Source organism: Gemmatimonadales bacterium (assembly GCA_036265815.1).
GTDB lineage: Bacteria > Gemmatimonadota > Gemmatimonadetes > Gemmatimonadales > GWC2-71-9 > CAVVWJ01.
In genome coordinates this window covers 94,303-101,542 of record DATAOI010000036.1, presented here as the reverse complement: position 1 = coordinate 101,542, position 7,240 = coordinate 94,303, and the positions used below count along the sequence as shown (strand labels likewise).

Sequence of the window (7,240 nt, the reverse complement as noted above, 5' to 3'; positions counted from 1 at the left end):
GACCTACCGGGGCAATGTGGCGCCGGCGGTGGAGACCATCGTGCTGCGCTGCCTGGAGAAGCATCCGGCCGATCGGTGGCAGAGCACCAGCGACCTGGTCACCCAGCTCGAGCCGCTCGCCACTCCCAGCGGCGGGATGACGCCGACCACGACCCGGCCGCTCACGGCTGCCAGTCCCGTCGTCGCGGCGTCGCGAGGGATCCCGCGCTGGCTCGGCTGGGCAGCCGGTGGCGCGCTGGTGGCGGGCGGTGCGCTGGCGCTGACCCTGACGCGGCGCGCCGAGCCGGTCATGGCAGTAGGAAAACGGATCGCGGTGGCGGTCGGCCCCGAGACGGAGCGGTGGCCGTCGCTCTCGCCGGATGGCAAGACGATCGTGTTCACTCGGAGCGATCGAGGAACCCGGCACCTCTACGTCCAGCAGGTGGACGGAGGCGTTCCACTTGCGATTCCGACCCAGCTTCCCAACTCGCAGTGTTGCGGCGCCATCTCGCCGGACGGAAGCCGCCTGCTCTTCCTCGCACAGCAGAGCCTGTACGTGGTTCCGACGCTGGGAGGACAGGCACGGCCGGTCGTTTCCGGGCCGAGCTTCAGTACCAGCACCAGTCTGCCTACCCTGCTCTGGGGCTCGTGGGCGCCGGATGGGCGCCGGGTCGTCTACACCCGGGGCGACACCATCTTCGTCCAGGATGTTGATGCCTCACCCCAAACCGTCATCGCGCACGGTCGAGCCGTGCACTCGCCCGCGTGGTCGTCCGACGGCCGCTGGATCGCCTTCGTTCAAGGCAACTCGCAATTCGAGATCAACGGAAACCTGGGTCCGAGCGCCATCGCGGTGGTTTCCGCGAGCGGGGGGACCCCGATTCTGGTGACGGATTCGGCCGCGCTCAACACCAGCCCCGTCTGGCTGCCCGGGCGCAGTGCACTGCTCTTCATCTCGGACAAGGATGGCGGGAGGGACGTGTACCAGCTGACGCTCAGCGGCTCGGGGAAGCCGAGCGGAGCACCGAGCCGGATCACCACAGGCCTCAATCCGGATCGGATCTCCGTGTCGGCGGACGGGAAGCGGCTGGCCTGGTCCGTATACGGCGAGACGTCCAACGTGTGGAGTCTGCCGATTCCGCTTCGTGACTCCGTGCCGGTGTCGCAAGCGACCCAGCTCACGTTCGGCGGTCAGGACATCGAGACCGCGTCGGCATCAGCCGACGGCAAGTGGCTCTATTACGAGTCCGATCTCAAGGGCAACGCCGACATCTGGCGGCTGCCGCTGGCCGGCGGCGCGGCGGCGGGCCCACCGGAGCAACTCACCCATGATGCCGGCGCGAAGTTCAGCCCTTCGGCCTCACCGGATGGCAACGAAGTGGCCTTTCACTCGTTCCTCACCGGCAATCGGGACATCTTCGTGATTCCCTCCTCCGGCGGCCCGGCGGTACAGGTGACCACGAGCCGGGAGCACGACTGGAATCCCCAATGGTCGCCGGACGGACGGGCGCTGGTGTTCGACGAACAGCTCAATCGCGACTCTTCGCTCTGGACAGTTCGGCGCAAGCCAGACGGCAGTTGGGGTACCCCACAGCCTCTTCCGTTCCACGGGCCCGTGGCCATATCGGCGTGGTCACCGGACGGGCGATCGATCTCCTTCGCCAGTGATTCCGGGATTCGGGTGCTGGAGCTCGCGAGCGGCCGGCAGCGCCTCGTGGCACTAGCCTCCGGTGGAAACTGGACCGCCTGGTCCGATGACAGCCGCACCATCTACTGGGGCGACAACGATTCCCTCCAGCGCTTCATGATCCGGGCGATTCCCCTCTCCGGCGGGGCGCCGAGGACACTGGTGTATGCCAACGCTCCGGATCAGCAACTCCATCGGTTCGGTCTCTCCGTGTCGAAGGGACGGTTCTACTTCCCCCTGGTCGACCGGAAGGCGGACGTGTGGGTGGCCGAAGTGGAGCGGAAGTGAACGAAGGGAACGTGAACCACGGCCTCTCGCATTCTCCATCCGTCTCTCCTGCAAGTCCTGGCAGTCCGCCACCGGCCCTGAGTCCTAACACACGACCCCAGGCGCAGTAACCCGCCGCAGGCGAATTCCGCACGCTTCTTGCCCCTCCCCGGCCGATCGCCCCGCCACCGATTCCGAGGAGGATCCATGCATCCCCGCCGCTTCGCCGCCGGCCTGGCACTCGTGCTCGGCGCCCTGGTCCTCTCCGCTGCGCCTGCAAACGCGCAGGGGAAAGGGAAAGACAAGCACTACGCCGTCACCTCCGACCGTGCGGTGAACGTCACCCGTACCGTGCTGGTCCGCCAGGGCTTCAACGTCGTCCGCATCGAGCGGGTCGGCGCCACCCAGGTGGTCTACTACCGGGCCGGCAATCACGGCCGGGGCAAGGGGAAGGGCCCGCTGGAGAAGATGGTCATCCGGACGGTGGACCGGCGGGTCGTCTTCGAAGACGTGCCGCCGGCGGTCATGATCGACATCGATGTGAATCTCAAGCTCTGAGCCGGGGTTTGCCTGGGCCTCCACTTGGACGCCCAGGCACCCCTCAGACTCCGCTACTGTTTGGCTGAGCCACCGAGCCCGATCGAGAGTCCCAGCGACCCGACGAGATCGTTCTGGAACTTGTCGCCACCTCCGAAGTCACCGTTGTAGAGGTAATCCTCGAAGTCCAGCCGCACTGCTGAATTCCCACTCTCACCCAGCGCGAAGCGAAACCCCACACCGGCGGTTCCGCCGAAATCGGTGTGGCTCTTGTCGTCGTCGAAGGTGTTGCGCCCACGGGTGAGCAGGGCCGGACCCGCACCGATGTAGAAGCCGACCCGATTGGTCACCGGGCTCAACGCCAGGAGGAGCCGGGCGTTGGCGACCAGCAGGTTGCTGTTGCCTTCGTTGATGGTCTCGCCGGAGAACTTGGCCGGGGCGTATCCACCCGTGGCCTCGAACCCCAGGGCACTCGTACCCCAGAAGGTCAGACGCGCACCGCCGATGACGCTGACGTCGCGCTGGAAGATGTCGGCACCCAGTCGAGAGATGGAGTTTCGGGTCGGAACGTAGACTCCTGCCCAGGGGACGAGGTTCACGCCGCTCTGGGCGGCCGCCGGCTTCTGAAACATGGCGGCCAGAATGGCGACGGCCGCGAAGACCGACGCCTTGCGTGAGAGCTGCAGAATCGACATACGCGCTCCAGTGCTGTCGGAACCCGGTCGGGCACACGCCCAGTGTCGGGACCGGGCGCTCACCCGGCCCCTCACCATAGGACCGGCCAGTGGGTGGTGGCTGTGAAGCGCATGAGGGGTCAGGACGTGATGGGGTTCACCTCCGTAAGCCGCGCAGGCTTTCCCGGACAGAGTGACCGATGGGCGAAAAACGACCCTCGGGGTGAGCCCGATCACACCCGATAGCTGGCCGGCAGGGATCAGCGGCTCGAACGGCTTCGGCCGGTTTTCCGCCGCTTCCGTGTGGCCGCGGCCTTCCGGGCCGACGCCGAGCGAGCTGACTTCGGCCGAGAGGCCGATGCCCGGCCACCCAGGCGGCCGCCCTTCCTGGCTGGACCCTTTTTGACCGGCTTTCCGCGCCCCGAGCCACTCTTCTTCCCGCCACCCGTCTCCTTGTTTACCGTGGCCCAGGCGCGGCGTGCCGCTTCCCTCCGGGGAACGCCCCGGCTCTCGTACCCTTCTTCGATGTGTTCGGCTTCCCGTTTCTGTTTGTCGGTATAGGCCGACTTGTCGCCGCGCGGCATGATCCGTCTCCTGCTGAGGTTCGAGGCTCTGACTCAACTGCCGAGCTCGACTCAAAATCCCGATGGGGCAACGGGCATACCGTGGGCCGGCTCACACGATCGGCACAAAAAGGTGGGTGGAACGGGCGTTGCCGCCCGTTCCCGCGAGATATATGAAGAAGGGTGTCTGAGGGGATCAACAGTGGGGGTAGAGGGCTGAACGGCGCATCCGGCCGCAGAGCAGGGGACTCAGGGCTTGGTTCGGACGTCTCGCAGTGCCGTCCCACCATACTCACACTATCTGCGCAAGATAGGCGGGACAGGGGCCGCCGCTGTGCGGTGCATCACACGCCTGGGCAGTCCGTTCGCGGTTGACATCCGACGCAGGTCGCCCTAAATCCCGGCAGCCTTTCAGCATCTCTGCCGGAATCTCCCTCGGAGCGGAGGCGCCAGATGCAGGATCGCCCGTCCCGCCGCACTTCTCGCGCTTCCCCCGTGGAGAAGCTCACCTGATGCGGGCCCTTCGCTTCCTGCTCCTGTTGCTGGTCTCGGCACCTGGGGCCGCAGCGCAGGTCACCGACAGCACCACAGCGGACACCACCACGGCGGACACCACCGCAGTGGACAGTGCTACCGCGGATACTATCACGGCAGATACTGCCACCGCGGTTCCCGCCAAGCCTGACACTGCCGCGCCGGCGGCCGGCGAAAAAGAGCCCGGCGCCCCCTGGCGGACGAGTTACTTCCCCTATCTCACCGGCGCCGCCAACGACGGGCCGGCGCTGGTGGGTCGGGTTCGCTACTGGCAGCCGGCCGACTACGAGGCCCGGGTGACGACGACGGCAGCCTTGAGTTTCGACGCCGGGATCACGACCCGAGGGAGTCGCGGCGTGACGGCCCAGTTCCGGGCGCCTTTGCTGTGGGATGGGTGGCGGCTGTTCGCCCTGGCCGGCGCCGACCGGCTGGTCCGCTACGGCTTCTTCGGCCTGGGCAACGAAACCGTCTACGACAAGGCCGCGGTGAACGATGCCCAGCCGTTCTTCTACCGGATGCGCCGCACCCGGTACCGCGGCGTCGTGGAGGTGACCCGCCGGATTCGCGGACCGCTCCAGGTAGCGCTCCAGGCCAACGCCGAGCAGGTGCGGTTCACCTCGCTGCCCGGGCCATCCGCCTTTGCCCTGGAGGTCCCCTCGCAGGAGCTGGAGCAGAATGACCTGGCCAGCCGCCTCGCCCTGATCTACGACACCCGTGACAACGAGTACAACACCCACCAGGGACTGCTGCTCGAAGCGGGCACGCAGGCTGGCACCGGGAACGACGGTTACACCCGCCAATACGCCATCCTGCGCGGCTATCTCCAGGTCCGGGAGGGAACCGTGGTCGCACTCCGGCTGGCGGGGTCGGGCATGGGGGGCCATCCCACCCTCAACGCGCGTTTCACCCTCCCCGGCTGGGAGAACCCGATCCCGGTGCTGGGCGGGGAGTACTCCCACCGGTCGCTCGACACCGGACGGCTGAGCGGCAAGGGCACCTTGTTCGCGAATCTCGAGGTCCGACACGACCTCCTGCCGTTCGGCGACCTGGGCGCCGTGACGCTGCTGGGGTTCGTGGATGCGGGACGGGTGTTCGAGCAGGAGTCGTTCAGTCTCACGACCGAGCACATGAAGGTCGGCGGCGGAGGAGGCTTCGCGCTCCGGATCCTCCGATCGACCATCTTTACCTTCAACTTTGCGGGCGGACCCGACGGGTTCAACTTCTCGGTAGGGAACGGCTGGGCCTTCTGATCAGGCCACTTTCGACACCGGCAATCCCGCCGTCTCCAGCACTTCGCGTAGGGTGGCCTCGCCGTGGTCGCGGGCATACCATTTCCGCACCAGCGGGTAGAGCTCGGTTTTGGGCGTGGTGAGACGGTTGGCCATCACCCACGACTGCAGCACCGCGGGCCGCGGGCCCCAGTGGCCGATCTCCCGCAACTCGGCGTCCAGCGCGATCACGATGGGAATCGAGCGCGCGCCATTGGTGAGGTACTGGTCCATCAGGTCGGGGTGCTCATCCCGGCGGACGATCCGCAGCTCCAGCCCCGGGGTGATGTCGACCAGCTTGGCAAGAATCGGAACGGTGTTCGAGGCGTCGCCGCACCAGTCTTCGGCGATGACCAGCAGCTTGCGGTGAACGCCGGCGGGAACCGCCGCCGGGGCCCAGTCGGGAATGTGGGCGACACGGTATATCCCTTCCCAGAGCCCCCGGTGCTTGGTGCTCACCGCGAGGAAGCCTTCGAAGGTGTACCCGTTGTCCCACAGAGTCGTGAAGTCGATCATACCGCGCGGAACCCACTCGACGGGATCAAAGTTCCTGGATCTCGATGCCGCGCCGGGCCAGCTCCGCCACGTACTCGGCGAACGGCACCGACTCGTCGGGAGTGTGGACCCCCTTGAGGGCGATCCTTCCGTCGGCCTGCATCTGTCCCGTGATCGAGAGGGAATACCCGGTGGTCCGCATCATCGCACTGATGCCGTGCTCCGCGTCGTAGTAGTCGATCAGCCGGAAGCTGACCCGGCGGGCCCGCCCCTCCTTCTGGCCGGTCACCTGGACCTGAAGGGCCACCAGGTCGCGCCCCCGTGGCTTGTGCAGCTTGGGCTGCACCGACGCGATGAAGACGTCCCGCGGCACCACCGTCTTGCCCTTCACCTCGAGCGGCGTGCTGTCCAGCAGGCCAAGCTCGCGGATGGGGCGCATGATGGCGACGTGGCCGGGGTAGCGCAGCGTCTTGTACTCCATGACGTCGATCTTCCCCTGGTAGGCGAAGGGAAGCGTGCTGATGCCCCCGCCAGTGTGGAACGCCTCCAGCGTACCGACGGGAGTGGGGAACTCGACCACCTCGAGCTCGCTCAGGGCATCGACCTGGATCGGCTTCCCGGCCCGGAGCACCCAGGAGGGAGTGGTGTAGTAGTCGAGCGCGCCCTCCAGCGAATAGACGATCTGATAGTTGAGCGGCGGCTCCGGCTCCTGCGGCAGGCCGCCCACGTAGACCTTGACCTGCTCCGCCCGCTCCAGCCGCCGGATGCCTTCGGCCGCCAGGATGTTCACCATGCCGGGGGCGAGGCCGCAGTCGGGAATCACCGAGATCCCCTTGGCCAACGCCTCGGGGTGCAGCTTCCGTTGCTCGAATACGATCTCGGTGTTGCCGCCAAGATCGGAGAAGTGACACCCGGCCTCCACCGCTGCTTTGGCCATTGAAGCGTTATAGTAATATGGGATGGCGCTCATCACGGCGACCTGACCGCGAAGGGTCTCGCTTACGGCTACCGGATCGGTCACGTCGAGACGAACGGTGCGGAGCCGGCCGCCCCAATCGCCCGCCAGGAAGCCGGGCAGGTTTTCGAGACGCAGGTCGGCCAGGGTGACCTGGCTCACCGCGGGATTCTGCAGGAGATCGTACGCGCATGCGCACCCCTGAAGCCCAGCACCCAGGACCAGCATTTTCATCGACGACCCCGAGGCAAAGTGACCGGTAAAAAGCCCCGGAACATAGC

At 66.9% G+C, this 7,240-nt stretch carries 6 protein-coding genes; 3 read left to right on the top strand and 3 right to left on the bottom strand.

The features are described 5' to 3' along the window. Both VHR41_07775 and VHR41_07770 read left to right on the top strand, forming a co-directional pair. Positions 1–1,954 (top strand): hypothetical protein (locus VHR41_07775; GenBank protein HEX3234082.1); only part of this gene is annotated, 1,954 nt, incomplete at its 5' end. Positions 1,955–2,140: 186 nt separating this feature from the next. Then, positions 2,141–2,491 carry a hypothetical protein gene (locus VHR41_07770; GenBank protein HEX3234081.1) on the top strand — a complete coding sequence of 117 codons (351 nt, stop codon included), beginning with the start codon at positions 2,141–2,143 and terminating at the stop codon, positions 2,489–2,491. A 53-nt stretch (positions 2,492–2,544) separates the two neighbouring features. On the opposite strand, the gene VHR41_07765 is transcribed toward VHR41_07770, so the two are convergent. Then, complete coding sequence (locus tag VHR41_07765) at positions 2,545–3,165, bottom strand: outer membrane beta-barrel protein (GenBank protein HEX3234080.1); 621 nt, start codon at positions 3,163–3,165, stop codon at positions 2,545–2,547. Between the two features lie 1,054 nt (positions 3,166–4,219). On the opposite strand from VHR41_07765, the gene VHR41_07760 reads away from it, so the two are divergent. Continuing rightward, positions 4,220–5,491: a BamA/TamA family outer membrane protein gene (locus VHR41_07760; GenBank protein HEX3234079.1), complete on the top strand. Its 1,272-nt coding sequence runs from the start codon at positions 4,220–4,222 to the stop codon at positions 5,489–5,491. On the opposite strand, the gene VHR41_07755 is transcribed toward VHR41_07760, so the two are convergent. Together VHR41_07755 and VHR41_07750 are read right to left on the bottom strand one after the other, a co-directional pair. Continuing rightward, positions 5,492–6,025 (bottom strand): thioredoxin family protein, encoded by a 534-nt coding sequence (locus VHR41_07755; protein HEX3234078.1) that lies wholly within the window; start codon positions 6,023–6,025, stop codon positions 5,492–5,494. Positions 6,026–6,050: 25 nt separating this feature from the next. Further along, entirely contained in the window at positions 6,051–7,193 is a 1,143-nt protein-coding gene (locus tag VHR41_07750; protein ID HEX3234077.1) for a saccharopine dehydrogenase C-terminal domain-containing protein, read from the bottom strand. Between the last annotated feature and the right edge of the window lie 47 nt (positions 7,194–7,240).